At 73.9% G+C, this 22,327-nt stretch carries 23 protein-coding genes, 2 pseudogenes and 1 riboswitch; of the genes and pseudogenes, 14 read left to right on the top strand and 11 right to left on the bottom strand.

Going from position 1 to position 22,327, the window contains the following annotated elements; genetic code table 11:
- Window positions 1-13: 13 nt before the first annotated feature.
- Together RUR49_RS00840 and RUR49_RS00845 are read right to left on the bottom strand one after the other, a co-directional pair.
- The gene (locus RUR49_RS00840) at window positions 14-406 is read right to left on the bottom strand and encodes an XRE family transcriptional regulator (protein ID WP_409144431.1); all 393 of its coding nucleotides are present in this window, start codon (window positions 404-406) and stop codon (window positions 14-16) included.
- Between the two features lie 12 nt (window positions 407-418).
- Window positions 419-730, bottom strand: a complete 312-nt coding sequence (locus RUR49_RS00845; protein ID WP_409144432.1) for a type II toxin-antitoxin system RelE family toxin — start codon at window positions 728-730, stop codon at window positions 419-421.
- A 2-nt stretch (window positions 731-732) separates the two neighbouring features.
- Here RUR49_RS00845 and RUR49_RS00850 point away from each other — a divergent pair, with 2 nt between their 5' ends.
- The 6 genes from RUR49_RS00850 to deoA all read left to right on the top strand — a co-directional run bounded on the left by RUR49_RS00850 (window position 733) and on the right by deoA (window position 6,322).
- Window positions 733-1,830, top strand: a complete 1,098-nt coding sequence (locus tag RUR49_RS00850) for an ABC transporter permease (protein ID WP_409144433.1) — start codon at window positions 733-735, stop codon at window positions 1,828-1,830.
- Window positions 1,830-2,804, top strand: coding sequence for an ABC transporter permease (locus RUR49_RS00855; protein WP_409144434.1), 975 nt, complete (start codon window positions 1,830-1,832; stop codon window positions 2,802-2,804). Before RUR49_RS00850 ends, RUR49_RS00855 begins: the two co-directional genes overlap by 1 nt.
- Before the next feature lie 156 nt (window positions 2,805-2,960).
- On the top strand, window positions 2,961-3,368 hold the full coding sequence (locus RUR49_RS00860) for a cytidine deaminase (RefSeq protein WP_409144435.1): 408 nt from the start codon (window positions 2,961-2,963) through the stop codon (window positions 3,366-3,368).
- Window positions 3,365-4,195 carry a purine-nucleoside phosphorylase gene (locus RUR49_RS00865; RefSeq protein WP_409144436.1) on the top strand — a complete coding sequence of 277 codons (831 nt, stop codon included), beginning with the start codon at window positions 3,365-3,367 and terminating at the stop codon, window positions 4,193-4,195. Before RUR49_RS00860 ends, RUR49_RS00865 begins: the two co-directional genes overlap by 4 nt.
- Window positions 4,192-4,995 carry a deoxyribose-phosphate aldolase gene (gene deoC, locus RUR49_RS00870; protein ID WP_409144437.1) on the top strand — a complete coding sequence of 268 codons (804 nt, stop codon included), beginning with the start codon at window positions 4,192-4,194 and terminating at the stop codon, window positions 4,993-4,995. Before RUR49_RS00865 ends, deoC begins: the two co-directional genes overlap by 4 nt.
- 10 nt (window positions 4,996-5,005) lie before the next feature.
- Complete coding sequence (gene deoA, locus RUR49_RS00875) at window positions 5,006-6,322, top strand: thymidine phosphorylase (protein ID WP_409144438.1); 1,317 nt, start codon at window positions 5,006-5,008, stop codon at window positions 6,320-6,322.
- 118 nt (window positions 6,323-6,440) lie between these two features.
- Here the strand turns inward: deoA and RUR49_RS00880 are convergent, their stop codons facing one another.
- The 8 genes and pseudogenes from RUR49_RS00880 to RUR49_RS00915 all read right to left on the bottom strand — a co-directional run bounded on the left by RUR49_RS00880 (window position 6,441) and on the right by RUR49_RS00915 (window position 14,571).
- Window positions 6,441-7,757, bottom strand: coding sequence for a hypothetical protein (locus RUR49_RS00880; protein WP_409144439.1), 1,317 nt, complete (start codon window positions 7,755-7,757; stop codon window positions 6,441-6,443).
- Window positions 7,754-9,205, bottom strand: coding sequence for a cobaltochelatase subunit CobN (locus RUR49_RS00885; RefSeq protein WP_409144464.1), 1,452 nt, complete (start codon window positions 9,203-9,205; stop codon window positions 7,754-7,756). Before RUR49_RS00885 ends, RUR49_RS00880 begins: the two co-directional genes overlap by 4 nt.
- Before the next feature lie 99 nt (window positions 9,206-9,304).
- A pseudogene (locus RUR49_RS00890) lies at window positions 9,305-9,940 on the bottom strand (cobaltochelatase subunit CobN); the annotation flags it as partial.
- 182 nt (window positions 9,941-10,122) lie between these two features.
- Window positions 10,123-12,039, bottom strand: a pseudogene (locus tag RUR49_RS00895) (cobaltochelatase subunit CobN); the annotation flags it as partial.
- 46 nt (window positions 12,040-12,085) lie between these two features.
- The gene (cobW, locus tag RUR49_RS00900; RefSeq protein ID WP_409144440.1) at window positions 12,086-13,156 is read right to left on the bottom strand and encodes a cobalamin biosynthesis protein CobW; all 1,071 of its coding nucleotides are present in this window, start codon (window positions 13,154-13,156) and stop codon (window positions 12,086-12,088) included.
- Entirely contained in the window at window positions 13,153-13,584 is a 432-nt protein-coding gene (locus tag RUR49_RS00905) for a DUF1636 domain-containing protein (protein ID WP_409144441.1), read from the bottom strand. Before RUR49_RS00905 ends, cobW begins: the two co-directional genes overlap by 4 nt.
- Before the next feature lie 62 nt (window positions 13,585-13,646).
- Window positions 13,647-14,378 carry a CbtA family protein gene (locus tag RUR49_RS00910; RefSeq protein ID WP_409144442.1) on the bottom strand — a complete coding sequence of 244 codons (732 nt, stop codon included), beginning with the start codon at window positions 14,376-14,378 and terminating at the stop codon, window positions 13,647-13,649.
- A 7-nt stretch (window positions 14,379-14,385) separates the two neighbouring features.
- Window positions 14,386-14,571 carry a CbtB domain-containing protein gene (locus RUR49_RS00915; RefSeq protein ID WP_409144465.1) on the bottom strand — a complete coding sequence of 62 codons (186 nt, stop codon included), beginning with the start codon at window positions 14,569-14,571 and terminating at the stop codon, window positions 14,386-14,388.
- A 32-nt stretch (window positions 14,572-14,603) separates the two neighbouring features.
- Window positions 14,604-14,817: riboswitch (cobalamin riboswitch) on the bottom strand.
- Between the two features lie 48 nt (window positions 14,818-14,865).
- Between RUR49_RS00915 and cobO the strand changes: the two genes are divergently transcribed.
- The 4 genes from cobO (at window position 14,866) to RUR49_RS00935 (ending at window position 17,876) form a co-directional block, all read left to right on the top strand.
- Entirely contained in the window at window positions 14,866-15,483 is a 618-nt protein-coding gene (gene cobO, locus RUR49_RS00920; protein WP_409144443.1) for a cob(I)yrinic acid a,c-diamide adenosyltransferase, read from the top strand.
- Between the two features lie 158 nt (window positions 15,484-15,641).
- The gene (locus RUR49_RS00925) at window positions 15,642-16,280 is read left to right on the top strand and encodes a precorrin-8X methylmutase (RefSeq protein ID WP_409144444.1); all 639 of its coding nucleotides are present in this window, start codon (window positions 15,642-15,644) and stop codon (window positions 16,278-16,280) included.
- A gap of 43 nt (window positions 16,281-16,323) precedes the next feature.
- Window positions 16,324-17,091 carry a precorrin-2 C(20)-methyltransferase gene (locus RUR49_RS00930; RefSeq protein ID WP_409144445.1) on the top strand — a complete coding sequence of 256 codons (768 nt, stop codon included), beginning with the start codon at window positions 16,324-16,326 and terminating at the stop codon, window positions 17,089-17,091.
- Window positions 17,088-17,876: a precorrin-3B C(17)-methyltransferase gene (locus tag RUR49_RS00935; protein WP_409144446.1), complete on the top strand. Its 789-nt coding sequence runs from the start codon at window positions 17,088-17,090 to the stop codon at window positions 17,874-17,876. Before RUR49_RS00930 ends, RUR49_RS00935 begins: the two co-directional genes overlap by 4 nt.
- Here the strand turns inward: RUR49_RS00935 and RUR49_RS00940 are convergent.
- Window positions 17,840-18,607: a cobalt-precorrin-6A reductase gene (locus RUR49_RS00940; RefSeq protein ID WP_409144447.1), complete on the bottom strand. Its 768-nt coding sequence runs from the start codon at window positions 18,605-18,607 to the stop codon at window positions 17,840-17,842. The two genes, RUR49_RS00935 and RUR49_RS00940, sit on opposite strands and share 37 nt — an antisense overlap.
- 28 nt (window positions 18,608-18,635) lie before the next feature.
- On the opposite strand from RUR49_RS00940, the gene cbiE reads away from it, so the two are divergent.
- From cbiE to RUR49_RS00960, 4 genes are all read left to right on the top strand, one after another.
- Entirely contained in the window at window positions 18,636-19,988 is a 1,353-nt protein-coding gene (gene cbiE, locus RUR49_RS00945; RefSeq protein ID WP_409144466.1) for a precorrin-6y C5,15-methyltransferase (decarboxylating) subunit CbiE, read from the top strand.
- Entirely contained in the window at window positions 19,985-20,371 is a 387-nt protein-coding gene (locus RUR49_RS00950; protein WP_409144448.1) for a cobalamin biosynthesis protein, read from the top strand. Before cbiE ends, RUR49_RS00950 begins: the two co-directional genes overlap by 4 nt.
- A 46-nt stretch (window positions 20,372-20,417) precedes the next feature.
- Entirely contained in the window at window positions 20,418-21,194 is a 777-nt protein-coding gene (gene cobM / locus RUR49_RS00955; RefSeq protein WP_409144449.1) for a precorrin-4 C(11)-methyltransferase, read from the top strand.
- Window positions 21,195-21,603: 409 nt separating this feature from the next.
- Entirely contained in the window at window positions 21,604-22,230 is a 627-nt protein-coding gene (locus RUR49_RS00960; RefSeq protein WP_409144450.1) for a cysteine hydrolase family protein, read from the top strand.
- The last annotated feature ends 97 nt before the right edge of the window (window positions 22,231-22,327 follow it).

A 22,327-nucleotide genomic window follows, 5' to 3' on the forward strand; every position in this document is an offset into this window, starting at 1 on the left:
TACGATGCGCCGGCTACTGCCCAGCCAGCAGGTCCGTTGGAACCTTCAGCGCGGCTGCCAGGCGCTCGCGAACGGCGTCGGTAACCTCACCTCCCGCTTCCAAGAGGTCGATGTCGGCAGGAGCGAGCCCCGCCAGCAACGCCAATGTCTCGACGGACATACGGCGAAACTCGCGCAGCACTTGGACCGGGGCTTCGCCGCTCTCCAGCGCCTCCCACACCGCCTCGGGCAGCGCCACGTCCTCTCCCGCCGCCAGCCGAGCGTCAGACTGGTCGAGGATGCGTGCCGTCACCGAATCCTCGGCGACCTCCTCCCCCGCGCGAGCTGCGAGAGCGTCATAGTCCCGACGCGCCAGCACGACGAGTTCCTCGCCGGCATCGGTCTTGATGATCTGCACCTGTCCCATGAGACGCCTCACCTAGCGGTACACGTCACGCCGGTCACCAACCGCACGGACCTCGATGACCTCCGCAGTCTCGACGAAGATGACACGAAAATCGCCGACACGCAGGCGGGCGCCTTCGCGACTGACGAGCCGCTTGACGTCGCCGATACCGGTCGATGCGTACCGGCGCAGCCGCTCTTCCACCTGCGCCCTCGCGTCCGCAGGAAGTTTCTTCAACGCTCTTCGTGCGCTGATCGTGTAGGCGATCGTCTTCACGTTCAAAGTGTGCCGCAAGACGGTGCGGCTTGCCAGCGGCACGTTTCCATCGCTGTTCGCGTGGTGCACCCATGAGCCGCGGCGCCCTTCCCGGCTGGGTCGACTACGGCCTCGTGCCGCTCCTCAACGTCGTCGCGGCGTTCCTTATCTCCGGCGTCGTCGTCCTCTTCATCGGCGAGAACCCGCTCGAGGCGGCGCGCGTGCTCGCCTACGGCGCCTTCGGTTTCGGCGAGGGCTTCGGCTTCACGCTGTTCTACGCGACGAACTTCGTCTTCACCGGGCTGGCGGTGGCCGTCGCGTTCCACGCCGGCCTGTTCAACATCGGCGCCGAGGGGCAGGCGGCGCTCGGCGGCCTCGGCTGCGCCTTCGCCTGTCTCGCCCTCGACCGCTATGTGCCGTGGTGGGTGACGTTCCCCGTCGCCATCGTCGCCGCGGCCGCCTTCGGCGCGCTCTGGGCGCTGATCCCCGCCTGGCTGCAGGCGGCGCGCGGCAGCCACATCGTCATCACGACGATCATGTTCAACTTCATCGCCTCCGCCCTGATGAGCTGGCTGCTCGTCGACGTCATCAAGCAGCAGGGCTCGATGCAGCCGGAGACGCGCACCTTCGAGGCCGGTGGCCAGCTGCCGCAGTTCCGCGAGCTCATCCCCGATCTCGGCCAGGCGCCGCTCAACATCGCCGCCGTCGTCGCGGTGGCCGCCCTCGTCGGCGTCTGGGTGCTGATCTGGCGCACCCGCCTCGGCTACGCCATGCGCGCCTTCGGCCTCAACCCGACGGCCGCCGGCTATGCCGGCGTCTCCGCCGTCGGCATCACCGTTGTCGCCATGCTGATCTCCGGGGCGCTCGCCGGCCTGATGAGCCTCAACGAGGTGATGGGCGCCCAGGGCCGCCTGCTGCTCGACTTCACCGCCGGCGCCGGCTTCGTCGGCATCGCGGTCGCCCTGATGGGCCGCGCCCACCCGGTCGGCATCCTGTTCGCCGCGATCCTGTTCGGCGCCCTCTACCAGGGCGGCGCCGAGCTCGCCTTCGAGATGCCGGCGATCACCCGCGACATGATCGTCGTCATCCAGGGCCTCGTCATCCTGTTCGCCGGCGCGCTCGAGCACATGTTCCGTCCCGCCCTCATCGCCCTCTTCGCCCCGCGGGCGCCGCAGCCGAGGGCCGCGTGATGGACGTGTTCGTGCTCGTCCTGCAGGTGCTCGACGCCACTGTGCGCATCGCCACACCGCTGCTGCTCGCGGCGCTGGCCGGCCTCTACTCGGAGCGGGCCGGGGTGTTCGACATCGGCCTCGAGGGCAAGATGCTGGTCGGCGCCTTCGCCGCCGCCGTCGCCGCCTCGGTGACCGGCTCGGCCTGGATCGGGCTCCTCGCCGGCATCGGCGCCGCCTGCGCGCTGGCGCTGGTGCACGGCTTCGCCAGCATCACCGCGCGCGGCAACCAGATCGTCTCGGGCGTGGCGCTCAACTTCGTCGCCCTCGGCCTGACGGCGCTGCTCGGCCACAGCTGGTACGGCCAGGGCGGCAAGACCCCGCAGCTCCCCGCGGAGGCCCGCTTCGGCTCGATCGACCTGCCCTTCGCCGAGACACTCTCGGCCGTGCCCGTCCTCGGGCCGATCTATGCCGACGTGATCTCCGGCCACAACATCCTCGTCTATGCCGCCTTCCTCGCCGTCCCCTTCACCGCCTGGGTGCTGTTTCGCACGCGCTTCGGCCTGCGCCTGCGCGCCGTCGGCGAGAGCCCGGCGGCGGTCGACACCGCCGGCATCTCGGTCGCCTTCCTGCGCTACCGGGCGGTGCTGATCTGCGGCGTGCTGTGCGGCGTCGCCGGCGCCTACCTCTCGATCGCCCAGCTCGCCGGCTTCAGCCGCGACATGACCGCCGGCCGCGGCTTCATCGCGCTCGCAGCCCTCATCTTCGCCAAGTGGATGCCGGTCAACGTGATGTGGACTTGCCTGCTGTTCGGCTTCCTCGACGCCGCCGCGATCCGGCTCGAAGGCACGCCGATCCCGCTGATCGGCTCCATTCCGGTGCAGGTCTTCCAGGCGCTGCCCTACGTGCTGACGGTGGTGCTGCTCGCCGGCTTCATCGGCCGCGCCGTCCCGCCCAAGGCGGGCGGCGTGCCCTATGTGAAGGAACGCGGATGAGAGTCGCGACGATCGAGGCGGGGGATGTCGCGCTGGGCACCCCGGCAGTCGGCAGTCGGCAGTCCGCAGTCGGGGGCCTCACACTGGAAGCTCGAGAGAAGGTTAAACCCTCCCCCTTCGCGGGGGAGGGTTCGCGCTGCGGGCGGAGCACCCCCGATGATCCCCGACGCCACCCTCGCCGCCCTGTTCGCGGCCGCGGTCGCCGCCCGCGAGAACGCCCATGCGCCCTATTCGCGCTTCCATGTCGGCGCCGCAGTGCTGTCGGAGAGCGGCGCGATCCATGCCGGCTGCAATGTCGAGGTCGCGAGCTTCCCCGAGGGCTGGTGCGCCGAGACGACGGCGATCGGCAAGCTCGTCTCGGCCGGCGAGAAATCAATCCGCGCCGTCGTCGTCGTCGCCGAGGGCGACCGGCTGACGACACCGTGCGGCGGCTGCCGGCAGCGTCTCGCCGAGTTCGCAGCCCCCGACACCCCCGTCCACGTCGGCGGCCCCGACGGCATCCGCCGCGTCTTCACCGTCGGCGAGTTGCTGCCGGCCAGCTTCGAACTGGAAGAGCAGCCGTGAACACCCCCGTCGACGACACCGCCGCCCGCGCCGCCGACATCGTCCGCGCCCGCCGCCCGGACCAGTACCGCGCCGCGATCGTGCTCGGCTCCGGCCTCGGCGGCTTCTCTGAGTCCGTCGAGGACGCCGTCCGCATCCCCTATGGCGAGCTTCCGGGCTTTCCCGCCGCCGGGGTCTCCGGCCACGCCGGGGCGCTGGTCTGCGGCCGCGTCGGTGGCCTGCCCGTCCTGGTGCTCGCCGGCCGCGCCCACTTCTACGAGCACGGCGACGCCGCCGTGATGCGGCCGGCGCTGGAGGCCGTCGCGGCGCTTGGCGTCGACACGCTGATCCTCACCAACGCCGCCGGATCCGTGCGCCAGAAGATGCCGCCGGGCTCGCTGATGGCGATCGCCGACCACATCAACGTCAGCGGCCTGAACCCCTTGATCGGCGAGCCCTCCGACCGCCGCTTCGTCAACATGGTCGACGCCTACGACCCGGCGCTCCGCGCCCGCCTCGCCGCGTGTGCCGCCCGCCTCGGCGTCCACCTCCATTTGGGCGTCTACGCCTGGTTCTCCGGGCCGAGCTTCGAGACGCCGGCCGAAATCCGCATGGCGCAGGCGCTCGGGGCAGACACCGTCGGGATGTCGACGGTGCCGGAAGTCATCCTCGCCCGCTTCCTCGGGTTGCGGGTGGCGGCGATTTCGACCATCACCAACCTCGGTGCCGGCATGGCGCCGCACGGCCCGAGCCACGGCGAGACCAAGGAGGTCGCCGGCGCGGCGGCGGGCCAGCTGTCGGCGCTGCTTGCCGGCTTCCTCGCCGACCTCGCCGGAGACGTCCCGTGACCACTGCCGCCACAGACCTTTCCGCCAAGACCCTCTGCGCCGCCGATCTTGACGATGCCCGCCGGGCGCTCGCCTGCCTCGACCTGACGGACCTGTCGGACGACGCCAGCGAGGCCGGCGCCGAGCGCCTCTGCGCCCGTGCCGTGACGCCCTTCGGCCCCGTCGCCGCCGTCTGCCTGTGGCCGCGCTTCGTGACGGTTGCGAAGCGCGCGCTCACTGGCACGCCGGTCAAGGTCGCGACCGTCGTGAACTTCCCGGCCGGCGGCGAGAAGACGCTGGAGGTCGTCGAAGAGGCGAAGCGGGCCGCCGCCGACGGCGCCGACGAGGTCGATCTCGTCATCCCCTGGCGCGCCGTCTCGGACGCCCGCCCCGGCTTCGCCGAGACGCAGGTCCACCGCGTCCGCGCCGCCCTGCCGGCCCACGTCCGCCTGAAGGCGATCCTGGAGACCGGCGAACTCGTCGACCCCGCCCTCATCCGCATAGCCGCGGACGCCGCAATCGCTGGCGGCGCCGATTTCCTCAAGACTTCCACCGGCAAGACCAAGGTCAGCGCCACGCCGGAGGCGGTCGCGGTGCTCATCGACGCCATCCGTGCCGCCCCCCGCCCGGTGGCGCTGAAGGTCTCCGGCGGCGTGCGTACGCTTGCGGATGCCAAGGCCTACCTCGCGCAGGTCGATGCCGGCCTCGGCGCCGGCTGGGCGACGCCGGCGACCTTCCGCTTCGGCGCCAGCGGCCTCCTCGACGCGCTGACGGCGGCGCTCGCCGGCTCTGCCACGCCGAAGCCCGCCGCTGGCTATTGAGGAACCGTCGATGTCGCAGTTCCTCCCCCAGGAGACCATCCGCCGCAAGCGCGACGGCGCCTCGATCGAGCAGAGCGAGATCTCCGCCTTCGTGCGCGGCATCTCGGACGGGTCGGTCACCGAGGGCCAGATCGCCGCCTTCGCCATGGCGATCTATTTCCGCAAGTTCGGCCTCGACGAGCGCATCGCCATGACGCTCGCCATGCGCGATTCCGGCACCGTGCTCGACTGGTCGGCGCTGCCCGGCCCGGCGCTCGACAAGCACTCCACCGGCGGCATCGGCGACACCGTCTCGCTGCTGCTGGCGCCGGCGGTCGCCGCCTGCGGCGGCTACGTGCCGATGATCTCCGGTCGCGGCCTCGGCCACACCGGCGGAACCCTCGACAAGCTCGACGCCATCCCCGGCTACCGCTCGACGCCGCAGCTCGACGAGATCCGCCGCGTCGTCCGCTCCGTCGGCTGCGCCATCATCGGCCAGACCGACGACCTCGCCCCCGCCGACCGCCGCCTCTACGCGATCCGCGACGTCACCGCGACGGTGGAGACGCTCGACCTCATCACGCCCTCGATCCTGTCGAAGAAGCTCGCCGCCGGGCTCACCGGTCTCGTCCTCGACGTCAAGGTCGGCTCCGGCGCCTTCCTGCCCTCGCTCGACGCCGCCCGCGAGCTCGCCGAGAGCCTCGTCGCCGTCGCCCGCGGCGCCGGCCTGCCGACGGTAGCGTTGATCACCGACATGGACGCGCCGCTCGCCTCGGTCGCCGGCAATGCGCTGGAGACCCGGCTCGCCATCGACGTGCTCGCCGGCCGCGCCGCCGAGCCACGCCTCGTCGACGTCACGGTGGAGCTCGGCGCCGAGATGCTGGTTTTGGGCGAACTCGCCCCGGACGTCGCCACGGGGCGCGAGCGCATCGCCGCAGCCCTCGTCGGCGGCCGCGCCGCCGAAACCTTCCAGCAGATGGTCTCCGCCCTCGGCGGGCCGGACGATCTCGTCGAGCATCCGGGCAAGCACCTCGCCCACGCGCCGATCGTCCGCCCGGTGTCGCCGACCGCGTCCGGCACCGTCGCCCGCGTCGACACCCGCTCTCTCGGCCTCGCGGTCATCGGCCTTGGCGGCGGCCGCCGCCGGCCCGACGACGTCATCGACCCCGCCGTCGGCCTGACACACCTCGCCGGTCCCGGCGATGAGGTCGGCCCGGACTGCCCGCTCGCCGTCGTCCACGCCCGCACCGAGGCCGGCGCCGACGCAGCTACCGCCGCCGTACTGGCCGCCTACCACCTTGGCGATACGCAGCGGCCGCATCCGCTGATCGTCGAGCGAATCAGCTGATCGGCGGAAGCAGCTGCGGGATAGTGAGTCGGGTTATCCGGCAGGGCGATCCAGCTGAGGTCTTTCACCTTGTCAGCCGCAGGAATGGCGGCTCCTCCCGTGTCAGCGAGGGATTGGCTCAGCCGTCCCCGCGCACGAGCGCCACGGCGGCAAGCAGCGCGTCACGCGCGACGACCTCCACTGGGACATCACCCGCCCGGCCGTCGCGCACCAGTCCGTAGCCACCCGCACGGCCGACGATCGTCAGGTCGGCCGGGGCGGCGCGAGCGCAGCCCTTGGCGCAGCCGGTGAGGTGGACGCTGCCGCCGGCCGCGATCAGCGGCGCCGCGGCCGCCACGACGGCGTCCGCCAAGGGTCGCGTCGGCGCCTCGCCGGAGCCGCACACCGGGGCGCCGGCACAGACCGACAGGGCCAGCCGGGGATCGTTGCGGCGGGCGATGAAACCGAGGTTCGCCGCCGCGGCAAGCAGCACGGCGGGTGAGAAGCCACACGACTGCGGGGCTCGGTCCCCTGCGGGCGACGAGGCATCGGTGACGCCACCGGAGACGCTGCGGCCGCTGGCACCGGCTCCGTCGCGGGAATCCCTTGCCATTCCCGCTCCCGTCCCGACGAACACCAGCCCGTGCCCCGGCGCCAGCCGCACCGTCTCGGCGCCTGCTTGCCCCGCCGCCGTGGCGAGCGCCGAAAGCAGCCCGGCGTCCGTGAAGCCGTAGGGGACGACGACGCCGACAGCGATCGCGTCGCCCCCCCACCCGACCGGAAGCAACACGCCCACCGGCGCCACCGGCACGCGCGGGCGCGGCCGCCGCCGCCGTGACCGGTCGAGGCCGGCGACGAAGTCGCCCGCCGCCGCCACGGCCTCGGCGGTCGCCAGCGGCGGCGAGATCGGGCCGTCGTCCGTTTCGAGCCGCCATGCCGTCGCGCCGTCCGTGCGCACCGCGACGAGCCGGAGGTCCGCCGCCAGCCCGTCGAGGCCAAGATCGCCGCCGCCATCGACGACGATCGCGAGCTTCGCCGGTGACGCTGCGGTCACCGCTGCGGCGAGGCGCATCCGCAGCATCGCCGCGAGCGGCCGCGGGTCGGCGATCTCCGCCGGGTCGTGCCCGGCGAGCGGGCCGACGTGCACCGGCGGCCCGGCCGGCGGCGACGCACCGGCCGCGTGCACCGCATGCTCCAGATCCGCCGCCGTCGCCGCCGAGAGCCCGCGCACCTGCAGGCTGCCTCGCTGCGTCACCTCGACGACACCGTTGCCGCAGCGTGCGGCGGCGGCCGCGATCGCCGCCAAGGCTGCCACCGTCAGTTCCCCGTCCGCCGGCAGCAGCCGGGCGATCAGCCCGTCGCCGGTCGCCATCGGCGCCACCAGCGACGGACAGGCCTCGCGGGGAACCGGGCGCCGGGCCGCCGGTGGCGCGCCCGTGTCCGCCGGCGCGCTCATTCCGCCGCCTCCGCCACCAGCGTCGCGAGGTCGCCGTCCACGTCGTTGCGGCGGGGGTGCCAGAGGCCGCGGCGGCGGGCGTCGGCGAATCGGCGGGCGATCAGCCGCGCGGCGTCCGGATTGGCGTCGAGCAGGAAGGCGCGCACCGCCGGGTCGCCGAGATAGGCGGCGTGCACCGCGTCGATGAGGTGGCCAGGCACGGCGCCGGTGGTCTCGGCGAAGCCGATCAGGCGGTCGACAGTCTCGGCGAGCTCGGTGGCGCCGCGCCAGCCGTGGCGCATCTGGCCGGCGATGAAGCGCTTCGACAGCGCCCGTCCACGCACCACGCGGGCGATCTCGGCGCCGAGCGGCCGTGCCACCGGGCGATCGGAGTTCTTGGTGTCGAGCACGACGAGGTCCGGCGTGCCCCCGAGCAACGCCGCCGCCGCCGCGAACCCACCGATGAAGCCAACATCGCCGCCGCCCTCGAGCAGGTCGCGACCGGGATCGTCGGCGCCGTGGACGAGCATGTCAGCGGCCGCGACGCGAGCGGCGAAGCCTTCGTTTGGGGTACTCCGCCTCCCCAAATTCGAGGCGGACCCTCCCCCCTCGCGGGGGAGGGCAGGGAGGGGGGGAGCGGCAAACTCAGCGCTGGCGTTCGTCTCGGCGCCGGTGCGGCCCTCCCCAGGCAGGACGTCGGACGTCGAACTCGTGGCGCCCCCCCTCCCTACCCTCCCCCGCAGGGGGGGAGGGTTCGCGTTTGCGGTCTGATCTACCGTCGTGGCCGCTTCGGGCGTCCCCTCCCCTTCCCCGTGGAAGGCGTGGCTCGCCGCTGCGAGGTACGCGCGTCCGAGCTCGGCGCGATCCTCCCAGTCGCCGAAGGTGAGCTTCTCGTCGATCCCCGACCCGTAGACGCCCGGCGCCGTGCCGTAGACGCGGGCGAGCGGGTCGTCCGGCACGGCGCGGCGGCGGGCGGCGAGCGGGTTTTCGCTATCGTCCTCGTCGCGGGCGGCCACCGCCTTCACCGCCGCGTCGAGGACCGCGATCTGCGTCGGGAAGAGGTCGCGGAACAGGCCGGAGATCCGGCAGGTGACGTCGACCCGCGGCCGGCCGAGCGCCGCCGTCGGCAGCACCTCGACGCCGGTGACGCGGCCGCTCGCCCGCTCCCACTCAGGCCGGCACCCCATCAGCGCCAGCGCCTGGGCGATCTCCTCGCCGCCGGTCCTGAGCGTCGCCGAGCCCCAGAGATCGAGCACCACCGACCGCGGCCAGTCGCCGTGCTCCTGCAGATAGAGCCGCACCACCTCGTCGGCGGCGCGGCGGCCGAGTTCGACGGCGGTCGGTGTCGGGATCGCGCGCGGATCGGCGGTGTAGAGGTTGCGCCCGGTCGGCAGCACGTCCGAGCGCCCGCGCGACGGCGCCCCTGCGGGTCCTGCGGCGACACGGCGGCCGGACAGCGCCGCCAGCATGCCGGCGCGCTCGGCGGTGGCGCTGGCGATGCGGCCGGGCTCGTCGCCCGCCGCCGCGCGGCCGTAGACGTGCAGCCCGTCTTTCAGCGCCAGTTCCTTGACGTCGCAAAGCCAGGCGTCGATGCGCGTCAGCGCCTCGTCGGGGCCGTCGGCGTCGGTGGCGCCGGCGTCGCGGGAAAGGCCGGTCCGCTCGGCCTCCTCCAGGATCAGCGCCGCCAGCCGCTCGCGGCGCCGGCCGTCGAGCCCGTCGGCGGAGGCGTATTCGTCGACCAGCCGCTCGAGGTCGGCGAGCGGGCCGTCGAGGGCACCGGCGACCAGCGGCGGCGGCAGATGGCCGAGGGTGACGGCCGCGATCCGCCGCTTCGCCTGCGCCGCCTCGCCAGGATTGGTGACGATGAACGGATAGACCACCGGCAGCGGCCCGAGCACCACCTCCGGGAAGCAGTTCGCCGTCAGCGCCACCGCCTTGCCCGGCAGCCACTCGAAGGTACCGTGCGCCCCCATGTGGACGACGGCGTCAACCTTCGCCTCGTGTTGCAGCCACAGCCCGAAGGCGACGAGCCCGTGGCGCGGCGGCAGCGCCGGATCGTGATAGTCCGCCCGCCGCTCCGCCGACCGCCCCCGGTCCGGCGGGAGAGCGACGATGACGGCGCCGAAGGTAGCCGCGCGGAAGCGGAAGGCGCCGTCGGCGATGTCGCCATCGTCGGCGGGATCGCCCCAGGCGGCGTTGACGGCTTCGCGGACGGCGGCGGGGAGGTCGGCGAAGAGGGCGCGGTAGGTGGTGAGCGGGAGTGAGGGGGAGGGTTCGCGTTATGCCATTCAGATCCGGCACCGACGGACGGCCCGGAGCACGTCGGAGCCACCAGCCCCCGCATCAGCGCCGTGCCGTCGGCCGGCACGTCCTCGACGCTCCACCCGGCGTCCGCAAGGTCCGCCAGCAGCGCGACGACGCTGGCCGGCACATCCAGGCCGACGGCGTAGCCGGCGCGGCCGGCGGGGCCGGGGTAATCGGGGAGCAGCACGGCCAGGCGACGCTCCGCGGACGGCGTCCGCTGCAGGCGGACGAGCGCCGCCACGCGGTCGGCGACCATGGCCACGCGGTCGTCCTCGGCGCGGTTGACGAGGGCGGTGATGCCGAAGTCGGGGTCCGGCGGCGCGGTGTCCTTGAACGACACGGCGCCGGCGAGCACGCGGCCGTCGAGCTCCGGCAGCACGACGTGCATCGCCATGTCGGCCGAGGCGAGCCCGCGGCGGCCCTCCACCCAGGCGTCGCGCCGGGTGGTGGCGACGATCGCCTGAAGTACCGGCACGCCGGCTGCGTCGAGCACCGTCGCCTCCCCCGGCTCGCCGGCGGCGAATGCGGTGGCGGTGATGATCGCGGACGGACTCAGCCGGCCGAGCGCCTCGGCGACGAACGCCTTCGAGCCCGGCTCCTTCAGGCTGGCGACGGCGAGCGGCGCGGCGGCGAGGCCGCGTTCGGCCAGCGCCGCGCACAGCGCCGCGATCGGCGCGAGGTCGTCGGCGAGCAGCATCGAGCGGTAGAAGATCACCGGCACGACGGGGCGGCCCGCAAGCAGTGCCGCGGCGAGGTCGTCGAGCGAGAGCGCGCCGCGCCCCGGCAGCCAGGCGGTGGCGCGCGGGATCGGAACGGCGGGTGGGATGGTGGAGAGGGCGAGCTGGGGTGAAAGCCCAGAGGGGCCACCACCAGACCCACCCGAAACGATAGCGTGGGGCAACCCTCCCCCCTCGCGGGGGAGGGTAGGGAGGGGGGGAGCGGCAGATTCGGGGCCGGCGAGCGTCTCCCGGATCGCCAACTCGCGGCTGCCCACCTCTCCGGTTTCGAGGGCCGAGTTCGCGGCGCCCCCCCTCCCTGCCCTCCCCCGCGAGGGGGGAGGGTTCGCGTTGTGCCAAGCGGATTGGGCACCACCCAGCGGTGAGGGCTGAGGGTTCCGGATGTGCCCCAAGGTCAGATCTTCGCGATCCGCAAACCCAACCCCCGGCGCCGCCATCGCCCTGAGCTGCCGCGCGAAGTTGCGCAGGTTGTCGCCGCCGCCCTCGCGGAAGTAGGCGAGCAGCGCCGCCAGCCGCTCCGGCGGCAGGGTCGAGAACTCGGCGAGGCGGGAGTCGTCGCGGTCGCAGCCGGGCAGGACGGCGAGCGTCAGCGGCTCGCCCGCAGCCGTGCGGGCGGTCGCCAGCGCGTGCAGCCGCTCGACGCCGTAGCGCCACCAGTCGAGGCCGCCGAGGAGCCGCACGACGACGACGCGGGCCGAGGCGGCGACGCCGTCGATCCACAGGTCCACCGACATCGGATGGCGGAGATCGCGCAGCGAGGCGAGGCGGAGGGTGGGGGCGCCGGCCTTGGCGCCCGCGTGACCCGGCAGTCTACCAGCGTATGCTTGGGGAACCCCTCCCCCCTCGCGGGGGAGGGTAGGGAGGGGGGGAGCGGCAGGCGCGGGGGTCGCGATGTGACCGGCAAGGTGAGGGATGCGAGGATCGGGTTCGGCTTGGAATGTCGCAGGCGCGTCGACGCTGCATAACGCTTGTCCGCCGTCGTGCCCTTCCACCACCGTCGAGTTTGCGGCGCCCCCCCCCCCTACCCCCCCCCGCGAGGGGGGAGGGTTCGCGTCGCAGTCGGGGGAAAGGTCACTTCCGCACCTCAGCGCAGGGACTGCCTCCGAGCGACCCCGTCCCTCTGTCGCCCGCCAGGCGGCGGCGACGGCGGCGAGGTCGCTGTCGGTGAAGGAGAGGAACGCGACGTCGCCGGGCGCCTGGCGCAGGTCGACGGGCTCGACGCGGTCGTCGAGGCTCGCGGACGTGGTCGCCAGGATGTGCATCGCCGGGTCCGTCCTCCTCGCGCGCGGCAGCGCCGCGCGGCCCCCCCTACCCCGCCAGCGCCGCCTCCACCGCCGTGCGGTCGAAGCCCTTCAGGCCGATGACGACGAGGCGGCTGGTGCGCGCCTCGCCAAGCCCCCACGGCCGCTCGAACTGGTGGCCGACGCGCGGGCCGACGGCCTGGACGAGCAGCCGCAGCGGCTTGCCCGCCACCGCCACGAAGCCCTTGACGCGCAGCACGCCCTCGACGGCCGCGGCCGCCTCGACGCGGGCGGCGAGCGCCGCCGGCGAGGCCGCCTCGCCCACCGTCACCACGATCGTGTCGAAGTCGTCGTGGTCATGGTCGAGTTCGTCGTCGTGGTGGGTCTTGCGCGCCTCGATGTCGGCCTCGCTGCCGACGCCGAGCCCGAGCAGGGCGTCGATGTCGACGCGGCCGAGAGCCGACGGCACGACGGTGACGGCGCGCGGCAGCGCCTCCGCCACGAGCGCCTGCGCCCGCGCCAGCCCGGCGGCGTCGACGAGGTCGGTCTTGGTCAGCACGACGAGGTCGGCGCAGGCGATCTGATCCTCGAACACCTCCTCGATCGGGTCGTCGTGATCGAGCGAGGGATCGGCCGCGCGCTGGCGGGCGAGCGCCGCCTCGTCCATCGCCATGCGGCCGCTCGCGAGCGCCTGCCCATCGACCACCGCGACGACGCCGTCGACGGTGACGCGGCTCTTGATCGCCGGCCAGTTGAAGGCCTGCACCAGCGGCTTTGGCAGCGCGAGGCCCGACGTCTCGATGAGAATGTGGTCGACCGCTGGCGAGCGGGCGAGGATGGCGTCGAGCGCCGGCACGAAGTCGTCCGCGACGGTGCAGCAGAGGCAGCCGTTGGCGAGCTCGACGATGTTCTCCTCCGGGCAGCTCTCGATGCCGCAGCCCTTCAGGATCGAGCCGTCGACGCCGAGATCGCCGAACTCGTTGACCATGACGGCCAGCCGCCGGCCGTTCGCCGTCTCCAGCACGTGGCGGATCAGGGTGGTCTTGCCGGCGCCGAGGAAGCCGGTGACGATCGTGCACGGCACCTTGGCGAGCGGGGCGTCGGCGGGGCGGGCGGAGGCGGGGGTGTCAAAGCTCATGTCGGAGCCCTTTCGGGTCTGAAGGCGGTGGGCGGCACGCGCGCGACAACGCCCTTCTTGAAGGCGGGCGGGCGGTCGGCCCAGCGCAGGATGCCGGTCTCGCTCGCCGCGTAGGCGCGCGCGGCGGTGGCGATCTCGGCGACGTGGGCCTCGCCCTCGACGTCGCCGACGATGTAGGTCCACTTCTCCGGGGCCACGAAGGCGACGGTGCAGGCGCGCCGGCAGACGGCGAGGCACTCGACCGGCACGACGGCGATGCCGGGTTCCTCGGCGAGCGCCCCGGCGAGCGCGGTGGCGAAGCTGCGGCCCGGCTCGACGTGGGGCATCGCCGGGTCGCCGGCGGTCTCGCCCTCGGCGCGCGGCCGGCGGCAACTGACGCAGACGAACACCGAGGCCTGCAGCGGCCCCGCCTCAGCAGGCGCCGTCACCGCGGGCCCCGCCGATGCCTCGTCCCCGGCTTGCGCCGGCGACGGGGCCTCGACGAGCGCGCTCAGGGTGCCGTCCTCGCGGCGAACCGCGGCCAGAGCGCGCCGACGGCCCAGCCGATGGCGAGCCAGAACAGGCCGGAGAGCACGATCGAGCGGGCGGCGAACTCGCCCTGCAGCTCCGCCGGAACGGCCGAGGTGAACTCTGCCGGCTGCGGCGCGCCGACGATCTGCGGCGCGAGCGCCAGCACGACGGCGAGCGGCTTCGCCCAAGGCCGGTCGACCTTGAGGAACAGGAACAGCGCAACGGCCGTCATCGCCACGGTGACGACCCACCAGAGCTGGCGGGCGTCGAGGCCGGCGGCGGCGGAGGCCGGCAGCTCCGGCGGCAGCCCGAAGGCCGGTGCCAGCACCACCGCCACGAAGGCGGCCGCGCCCCAGGCGAGGCCCGTGCGCTCGGAGATCGTCTCCCCCGAGGCGACCATTGCCGCCGTCAGCATCAGCGCGAAGCCGACGCCGGCGAGAAGGGTCGCGAGCGCCGTGAACGCCGTCCGCTCGAGGCCGTCCTCGGGCGCCCAGCCCTCCTCGCCGTCGGCGTGCTCGGCGACGGAGTGGGCGAGCATCAGCTTGGCGTCGCCGAAATCGTGCAGGACGCCGGAATGGGCGGCCTCGCCGGCGTGCTCGAAGCTCTCGGCGTGGAGAATCAGGGGGGTGACGGAGAAGTGCTGCAGGACCGCGATCGCAAGTCCCACGGCAAGGCCGGCCAGCAAGCCGACCGACAGGATACGTCCGAGCATGGCCCGCTCAGTGGCAGGGGAAGGCGAGCGTATGCCGGGTGTCGTGCGCGGCGTTGTGCAGCGCATCGGAATGGGCGAAGCCCACGCCGAAGACCATGAACGCGCCGATCGCAAAGGCGATCGCAGCCGCGATCAGGGCCTCGGAGCGGGCTTGTGGCCGGGTGGCGGCGAGTTCTTTCGAAAATTCCGTCATGTCATCCTCCGTCGCCGCCCCACCGGCGGCGCAACGAGTAAAGGTCTGACGGCAGGTCTCCTGGCTCACGGGTCACCGCCCGGCGCCGCCTTCCCAGAACCGACGGTTCCAGTGGCCTTCGACGCGGGCTCGCCGCTCACAGTTGCGGGGGCAGCCGCGGATTTGGCGCTCTCCTCTCGAAGAAAGCCGCACCGCGTTCCCTTTTCACCTTCCGAACAGGGAAGGACCGTCGAGGATTTGGTACAGGACGGGGACGCCGGCCGTCAATCGAGTCGGCCGGGCCGGAGAGGACTCATGACCCGGGACATCGACGAGGCGGAGGCGGCGCGCCACAAGGCGAAGGCGGAAAAGCGCAAGGCGGTGCAGGACGCCGAGGTGGCGGGGAAGACGGTCGAGAAGGGCCTCCTGATCGTCACCACCGGCCCCGGCAAGGGCAAGTCGACGGCCGCCTTCGGGCTGGCGCTGCGCATGCTCGGGCGCGGCCGGCGGGTGGCGGTGGTGCAGTTCATCAAGGGCGCCTGGGACAGTGGCGAGCGCGCCGCCCTCGAGACGTTCGGCGACCGGGTGGTGTGGCGTTCGATGGGCGAGGGCTTCACCTGGGAGACGCAGGACCTCGCCCGCGACATCGCCGCCGCCGAAAAGGCGTGGGCGCAGGCCGAGGCCTTCCTCGACGACCCGTCCTTCGGCCTCGTCGTGCTCGACGAGCTCAACATTGCGCTTCGCTACAACTATCTGCCGCTGGAGGCGGTGGTGGCGCGGCTGGCCGGGCGGCGCGCGGGCCTGCACGTCGTCGTCACTGGCCGCAACGCCAAGCCGGAGCTCGTCGCCGCCGCCGACTGCGTCACCGAGATGGCGGCGACCAAGCACCACTTTGCCGCCGGCGTGAAGGCGCAGGAGGGGGTGGAGGTCTGAGCGCCGGCCCCCCGTTCGCGTCGCGCGCACTTGACCGGCGCGATGCGGCGGCGGAGACAACGGGCGGAACGACGGCGCCGCGGCCTGACGCGGCGAGCGGGGAGTGCGGTGGTGCGGCGAGGCGAAGATCAGCTCCGGCCGGCGGGATCGGTGGCGCGATGACGGCACCCCGCTACGACTATGTCCGCGACGGCACCGGCATCTACGAGCGCTCGTTCGCGATCATCCGGGCCGAGGCGGACCTGTCGGCCTTCTCTGAGGAGGAGGCCGACGTGGCGGTGCGGATGATCCACGCTTGCGGCGCGGTGGAGGCGGCGTCCGTGATCGCGTTCTCGCCCGGCGTGGTGGCGGCGGCGCGGGCGGCGCTCGCAGCCGGCGCGCCGATCCTGTGCGACGCCGAGATGGTGGCGCGCGGTGTGACGCGGGCGCGGCTGCCGGTCGACAACGCCGTGATCTGCACCCTCAACGACCCGCGCACGCCCGGCCTCGCGGCCGAGATGGGCACGACGCGCTCGGCGGCGGCGGTGGACCTCTGGGACGAGCACATGGCCGGCGCCGTGGTGGCGATCGGCAACGCCCCGACCGCCCTCTTCCGCCTGCTCGAGCGCCTCGACGCCGGCGCGCCGCGCCCGGCCGCCATCCTCGGCATTCCCGTCGGCTTCGTCGGCGCGGCCGAATCGAAGGAGGCGCTGACCGAGCACGCGGCCGGCGTGCCGTGGATCGTCGTGCGCGGCCGGCTCGGCGGCAGCGCGATGACGGCGGCCGCCGTCAACGCGCTTGCGAGGCCGGGGCTGTGAGCGAGCCGGAAGCCGGGGCAGCGATCCGGCCCAACGGCCGAGGATGCGGCGCGTGACCGACGTCCCGACGGGCGATACAAGCTCCTCCCCCGGCCGCCTCTACGGCGTCGGCGTCGGGCCGGGCGATCCGGAACTGATGACGCTGAAGGCAGCGCGCGTGCTCGCCTCCGCCGACGTCGTCGCCTGGTTCGCCAAGGCGGGCAACGCCTCGAACGCGCGGGCCTGCGCGCTGGCGCACCTGCGCCCGGGCGTCACGGAGCTGCCGCTGCTCTACCCCGTCACCACCGAGATCCCGAAGGCGGACGCCGCCTACCGCGACGCCATCGACCGCTTCTACGAGGACAGCGCCGCCGCGGTCGCCGTGCACCTCGAAGCCGGCCGCTCGGTGGCGGTGCTGAGCGAGGGCGATCCGCTGTTCTACGGCTCCTACATGCACATCCACGTCCGCCTCGCCCACCGCTTCCCGACCGAGGTGGTGGCGGGAATCACGGCGATGTCGGGCTGCTGGTCGCTCGCCGGCGTGCCGATCACCCAGGGCGACGACGTGCTCACGGTGCTGCCGGGCACGCTGCCGGAAGACGACCTCGCCCGTCGCCTCGCCGGGGCGGACGCCGCCGTGATCATGAAGCTCGGCCGCAACCTGCCGAAGGTGCGCCGGGCGCTCGCGGCCGCCGGCCTCCTCGACCGCGCCGTCTACGTCGAGCGCGGCACGATGGCGACGGGGGCGGTGGTGCGGCTCGCCCACAAGGCCGACGACAAGGCGCCGTATTTCTCGCTGGTGCTGGTGCCCGGCTGGACGGGGCGGGCATGACCGGCAGCGAGCGAGCCCGGAGCGCCGGCCGCCTCGCCGTCGTCGGCATCGGCCCCGGCGCGGCGGACCTCGTGACGCCGCAGGCGGCGGCGGCTTTGGCGGAGGCCGAGGCGCTCTACGGCTACGGCCCCTATCTCGACCGCGTGCCCACCCGCGCCGGCCAGGTCCGCGTGCCCTCCGACAACCGCGAAGAGCGCGCTCGCGCCGATGCGGCGCTCGCCGAGGCCGCGAGCGGCCGCAGCGTGGCGCTCGTCTCCGGCGGCGATCCGGGCGTGTTCGCCATGGCGGCGGCGGTCTGCGAGGCGATCGAGGCGGGGCCAGAGGCCTTCCGGCGGGTGGATCTTCTTGTCGTGCCCGGCGTCACCGCGATGCTGGCCGTCGCCGCCCGCATCGGCGCGCCGCTCGGCCACGACTTCTGCGCCATCAACCTCTCCGACAACCTGAAGCCCTGGTCGCTGGTGGAAGCCCGCCTCGACGCGGCGGCGACAGCCGGCTTCGTCATCGCCCTCTACAACCCCGTCTCGAAGGCACGGCCCTGGCAGCTCGGCGCCGCGTTGGAGCGGCTGCGCGGGCACTTGGGCGCCGACGTGCCCGTGGTCTTCGGCCGCGCCGTGTCACGGCCCGACGAGCGCATCGAGATCATGCGGCTGGCCGACGCCGACGCGGCCCGCGCGGACATGGCGACGCTGGTGCTGGTCGGCACCGCCGAGACGCGCGTCGTCGACCGACCGGGCCTGCCGCCGCTCGTCTACACGCCGCGATTCGCCCGCGAGGCGGCGAGATGATCGACCCATGCCACGGCCTCCTCGACGGTGGCGACCGCCGGCACGTCCGGCACGGCGGGACGGCGCACCATCAGGACCGGCAGGCCGAGGCGGCGGGCCGCCGCGATCTTGGCGTAGGAGGCGTCTCCGCCGGCGTTCTTCGACACCACCACGTCGATGCGGTGCTCCGTCAAGAGCCGCACGTCGTCCTCGACGCCGAACGGCCCACGCGCCGTGACGTAGACGGCGTCCGGCACCGCCAAGGGCGGCTCCACCGGATCGACGCTGCGGATCAGGTAGGCGTGCTGCGGCAGCGCCTCGAAGGGGGCGAGTTCCTGCCGGCCAAGGGCGAGGAAGGCGCGGCGCGGGGCAGCGCCGAGGGCCGCCGCGGCTTCCGCGACGCTGTCGACCTCCGTCCAGCGGTCGCCGGCGACCGGTTCCCACGCCGGGCGGCGCAGCGCCACGAGCGGCACGCCGGCGAGGGCGGCAGCCTCAGCGGCGTGGCGCGACATCTGCGCGGCGAAGGGATGGGTGGCGTCGATCAGCCCATCCACGGCATTCTCGGCGAGGTAGGCCGCGAGCCCGGCGACGCCGCCGAAGCCACCGCTGCGGACGGGCACGGGCATCTTCACGGGATCGAGCGTGCGGCCGGCGAGCGACAGCGTCACGCGGATGTCGTCGCGATCGGCGATCCGCTCGGCGAGCCGGCGGGCCTCCGTGGTGCCGCCGAGGATGAGGAGGCGCGTCGTCATGTCGGCGGTCGGACCTGAGCGGCAGCTGATGGCGGTCGATGGCGCCCCGGAGGTCGATTCTCCGGCGACCGTCACCACGGCGGCCGACACTGCCCGGCCGGGACGCTGGCTGTCCATCGTCGGCATCGGCGAGGACGGCGCCGACGGGCTGACGCCCGCCGCCCGCGCGGCGATCGCGGCGGCCGAGGTGGTGTTCGGCGGCCGGCGGCACCTGGAGCTCGCGGGCGCGCTGATCTGCGGCGCGGCGCGGCCGTGGCCGAGCCCGTTCGAGGTGGCGTGTGCCGCCGTCGTGGCGGAGCGCGGCCGCCGCGTCTGCGTGCTCGCCTCGGGCGATCCGATGTGTTTCGGCGTCGGCGCGACGCTCGCCCGCCATGTGCCGGCCGACGAGACCACCGTCCTGCCGGCGCCCTCGGCCTTCGGCCTCGCCGCCGCGCGGATGGGCTGGTCGCTACAGGACGTGGTGACGCTGTCCGCCCACGGCCGGCCGCTGGCGCTGGTTCGGCCGCACCTGCACCCCGGCGCGCGGCTGATCGTGCTGACCTCCGACGGCGCCGGCCCCGCCGCGCTGGCCGCGCTGATGACGGCGCTGGGCTTCGGCCCCTCCCGCCTCACCGTGCTGGAGGCCCTCGGCGGCCCGCGCGAGCGGCTGCGCACGACGACCGCCGGCGGCTTCGACCTCGATGCCATCGACGCGCTAAACGTCGTCGCGATCGAGGTCGTGGCCGACGCCGGCGCGGCGATCCTGCCGTTGACGTCGGGGCTGCCGGACGCCCTGTTCGAGAGCGACGGCCAGCTCACCAAGCGCGAGATCCGCGCGCTCACCTTGTCGGCGCTCGCGCCACGCCGCGGCGAGCTTTTGTGGGACGTCGGCGCCGGCTCCGGCTCGGTCGGCATCGAATGGATGCTCGCCGACCCGTCGCTCGCCGCCATCGCCATCGAGGCGCGGAGCGACCGCGCCGGCCGCGTCCGCCGCAACGCCGACGCCCTCGGCGTGCCCGGCCTCCGCCTCGTCGAAGGCGCGGCGCCGGTGGCGCTCGCGACCCTGCCCGTCCCCGACGCCGTCTTCGTCGGCGGCGGTGCGACCGACCCCGGTGTGCTCGACGCGGTGATCGCGGCGCTGAAGCCAGGCGGCCGCCTCGTCGTCAATGCGGTGACAGTGGAGACCGAAGCGGTGCTCGCAGCCCGCTACGCTGCCCACGGCGGCGATCTCGTGCGCCTGCAGGTCGCCCGCGCCGCCCCCGTCGGCGGGATGACCGGCTGGCGGGCGGCGATGCCGGTGACGCAGTGGGCGTGGACGAAGCCGGCTGCGGCGGAGGCCGGCGACGACGCCGAGGCATCGTCGGCCGGCGCCGGCCAGCGTGACACGGAGGGCGCCCCGTGATCGTCGCCGGCATCGGCAGCCGCAAGGGTGTCACCAGCGCCGAGGTCGCCGCTGCCCTTGATGCGGCCCTCGACCGCGCCGGGCTGACGCGCGCCGACGTCGGTGCGCTCGCCACGCCGGCCGTAAAGGGCGGCGAGCCGGGCATCACGGCGGCCGCCACCGCCCTCGGTCTGCCGCTGGTGCTGGTGCCACAGAAGACGCTGGAGGCCGCCGCCGGCCGCACCCTGACGACGTCCGACCGCGTCATCGCACTGATGGGCGTGCCCTCGGCCTCCGAGACGGCAGCGCTCGCCGCCTGCGGTCCCGAGGGCAAGCTGATCGCGCCACGCACCGCCGTCGGCCCGGTCACCTGCGCGCTGGCGCGACGGGAGCCGCCGCCATGACGATGGCATCGCCCGACCGTACGCCTTTCACGACCGTCCGCCTGCCATGACCGTCCACTTCATCGGCGCCGGCCCCGGCGCGGCGGACCTGTTGACGTTGCGCGGCCGCGACATCCTCGCCCACTCGCCGGTGTGCCTCTACGCCGGCTCGATCGTGCCGCCGGAGATGCTGGTCCACTGCCCGCCCGGCGCCCGCCTCGTCGACACGGCTCCGATGAGCCTCGACGAGATCGAGGCGGAGTACGTGGCCGCCGACGCGGCCGGCCTCGACGTGGCGCGGCTGCACTCCGGCGACCTCTCGGTCTACAGCGCGGTCGCCGAGCAGGTGCGCCGGCTCGACCGGCTCGGCATCGCCTGGACACTGACGCCCGGCGTGCCCGCCTTCGCTGCCGCCGCCGCCGCGCTGGGCCGCGAGTTGACGGTGCCGGGGGTGGCGCAGAGCCTCGTCATCACCCGCATCGACGGCCGCGCCTCGCCGATGCCGGCGGGCGAAAGGCTCGCGGCCTTCGCCGCCACCGGCGCGACCCTCGCCATCCACCTGGCCGTCCACGCGCTTGATCGGGTGGTGGCCGAGCTCGTGCCGCACTACGGCGCTGACTGCCCGGTGGCGGTGGCGGCGCGCGTCTCGTGGCCGGACGAGCGGATCGTCCGCGGCACGCTCGCCACCATCGCGGCACAGGTGGCGGCCGACCCGATCGAGCGGACGGCGGTGATCCTCGTCGGCCGGGCGCTCACGGCGCACGATTTCCGCGACAGTGCCTTGTATGACGCGGCGTATCAGCGGCGGTTCCGCGGGCGGGAGGGTGGACCGGAGCGGGGGTGAGTTTCCGCGAGCCTGGGTCCCAAACTGCAACGCGAACCCTCCCCCCTCGCGGGGGAGGTCGGCGCGCCGTAGGCGCGACGGGAGGGGGGCTGCCGCGCGGGAGCGCGGCGGACAGACCGCTCTCCGCAGGTCGCAGCATTTCAGTGCGGCACCGTCCAGCCCCAATCGAACCGAAGCACCCGCGGCGGCCCCCCCTCCCTACCCTCCCCCGCGAGGGGGGAGGGTTCGCGCTGTGCCTCATTGTTCACGTCGTGCCCACAGCACGCGTTGTGCCCGGCCGCACTCGCTGTGCCTGGCATGCCGACGCGAAAACTCGCCGCCGCGGAGAACGCCCGTCACCGCTCTTGATCCCCGTCCCGCGCCGTGGTGTTGAGAGGCGCGCCGAACGACGGCGGCTGGGGACCTTCCGATGACCGAGACCTTCGATCCGCTGCGCCTCAAGCGCGACAAGCGCCTCGATCCGAAGCGGACGGCGGTGTTCGTCGTCGACGCGCAGAATTCCGAGGTGACGCCGGCCTACCAGCACGAGAAGCCGGAATACTGGGCGGCCGTCCACGACCGCGCGCTGCCGGCGATGCGGCGGCTGATCGACGAGGCGCGGGCCGCCGGTTGCGAGATCGTCTACACCGTCATCGAGGCGCTGACGCGCGACGGTCGGGACCGCTCGCTCGACCACAAGCTCTCCGGCATCCTCGTCCCGAAAGGCGCCTGGGAGGGCAAGGTCATCGACGCCGTGGCGCCGGGCGAGGACGACGTGCTCATGCCGAAGACGTCGTCCGGCGCCTTTAACTCGACCAACGCCGACTACGTGCTGCGCAATCTCGGCATCGACAACGTCATCGTCGTCGGCTTCCTCACCGACCAGTGCGTCGACATGACGGTGCGCGACGCCGCCGACCGCGGCTACTACGTGGTCTGCGCCGAGGACGCCTGCGCCACCCACACCGACGCCCGCCACCGCGCGGCGCTGAAGGCCTTCGGCGGCTATTGCCGGGTGCAGACAGTCGACGAGGCGCTTTCGACGCTCATTCGCTGAAGCGGCGGCGTGGCCGACATGATCCGGCCGTCACTGCTCTGAAAGCGGGACCTTGAGGCAGCGGGCCCCTCAGCCTGAGAGCCGCCGCCGCCCCCCG

Origin of the sequence: Pseudoxanthobacter sp. M-2 (assembly GCF_046156265.1) — a bacterium.
Taxonomy (GTDB): Bacteria; Pseudomonadota; Alphaproteobacteria; order Rhizobiales; family Segnochrobactraceae; genus CAMDHY01.

Coding starts and splice junctions, on each gene's coding strand:
- RUR49_RS00840 (WP_409144431.1), bottom strand. CDS start 406: ATGGGACAGGTGCAGATCATCAAGACCGATGCCGGCGAGGAACTCGTC.
- RUR49_RS00850 (WP_409144433.1), top strand. CDS start 733: ATGAGCCGCGGCGCCCTTCCCGGCTGGGTCGACTACGGCCTCGTGCCG.
- RUR49_RS00855 (WP_409144434.1), top strand. CDS start 1,830: ATGGACGTGTTCGTGCTCGTCCTGCAGGTGCTCGACGCCACTGTGCGC.
- RUR49_RS00860 (WP_409144435.1), top strand. CDS start 2,961: ATGATCCCCGACGCCACCCTCGCCGCCCTGTTCGCGGCCGCGGTCGCC.
- deoA (WP_409144438.1), top strand. CDS start 5,006: ATGTCGCAGTTCCTCCCCCAGGAGACCATCCGCCGCAAGCGCGACGGC.
- RUR49_RS00880 (WP_409144439.1), bottom strand. CDS start 7,757: ATGAGCGCGCCGGCGGACACGGGCGCGCCACCGGCGGCCCGGCGCCCG.
- RUR49_RS00885 (WP_409144464.1), bottom strand. CDS start 9,205: ATGCTGGCGGCGCTGTCCGGCCGCCGTGTCGCCGCAGGACCCGCAGGG.
- cobW (WP_409144440.1), bottom strand. CDS start 13,156: ATGAGCTTTGACACCCCCGCCTCCGCCCGCCCCGCCGACGCCCCGCTC.
- RUR49_RS00910 (WP_409144442.1), bottom strand. CDS start 14,378: ATGCTCGGACGTATCCTGTCGGTCGGCTTGCTGGCCGGCCTTGCCGTG.
- RUR49_RS00915 (WP_409144465.1), bottom strand. CDS start 14,571: ATGACGGAATTTTCGAAAGAACTCGCCGCCACCCGGCCACAAGCCCGC.
- cobO (WP_409144443.1), top strand. CDS start 14,866: ATGACCCGGGACATCGACGAGGCGGAGGCGGCGCGCCACAAGGCGAAG.
- RUR49_RS00925 (WP_409144444.1), top strand. CDS start 15,642: ATGACGGCACCCCGCTACGACTATGTCCGCGACGGCACCGGCATCTAC.
- RUR49_RS00930 (WP_409144445.1), top strand. CDS start 16,324: ATGCGGCGCGTGACCGACGTCCCGACGGGCGATACAAGCTCCTCCCCC.
- RUR49_RS00935 (WP_409144446.1), top strand. CDS start 17,088: ATGACCGGCAGCGAGCGAGCCCGGAGCGCCGGCCGCCTCGCCGTCGTC.
- RUR49_RS00940 (WP_409144447.1), bottom strand. CDS start 18,607: ATGACGACGCGCCTCCTCATCCTCGGCGGCACCACGGAGGCCCGCCGG.
- cbiE (WP_409144466.1), top strand. CDS start 18,636: ATGGCGGTCGATGGCGCCCCGGAGGTCGATTCTCCGGCGACCGTCACC.
- cobM (WP_409144449.1), top strand. CDS start 20,418: ATGACCGTCCACTTCATCGGCGCCGGCCCCGGCGCGGCGGACCTGTTG.
- RUR49_RS00960 (WP_409144450.1), top strand. CDS start 21,604: ATGACCGAGACCTTCGATCCGCTGCGCCTCAAGCGCGACAAGCGCCTC.